This window comes from Psychrobacter sp. W2-37-MNA-CIBAN-0211, assembly GCF_040309405.1.
Lineage (GTDB): Bacteria > Pseudomonadota > Gammaproteobacteria > Pseudomonadales > Moraxellaceae > Psychrobacter > Psychrobacter glaciei.
The window spans coordinates 1-248 of the sequence record NZ_JBEOOU010000453.1 but is presented as its reverse complement, the minus strand read 5'-3'; the positions used below and the strand labels follow the sequence as shown (position 1 = coordinate 248).

Genomic DNA, 248 nt, shown 5'->3' with positions numbered 1-248 from the left:
TCCCACAGCAGTTCGCCGGGCGCGGGCGCGAGGCGACCGAGCGTCATCGCGCGCAGGTCGCGCTTGGTGAGCTGGCCGTCGTGGCGGTACGCATCGTCGGGCAGGCCGGGCGTGAGCGCGCGGCGCGGTGCGTCGGGGCCCGCCTGGCAGTCGAGCGCGACGAGATTGAGCGCGGCGGTTTCGTCGACGTGCCAGTCTTGCGCGAGGCCATCGATCCGTCGCTCGAGCGGGCCGCCGAGGTGTTCGAA

At 73.8% G+C, this 248-nt stretch carries 1 protein-coding gene; it reads right to left on the bottom strand.

The genetic code is table 11. The annotated features are described in order from the left end of the window. Positions 1 to 248, bottom strand: a 248-nt coding sequence (locus AAEY72_RS15860) for a hypothetical protein (RefSeq protein ID WP_502945411.1), incomplete at both ends; no start/stop codon positions are given.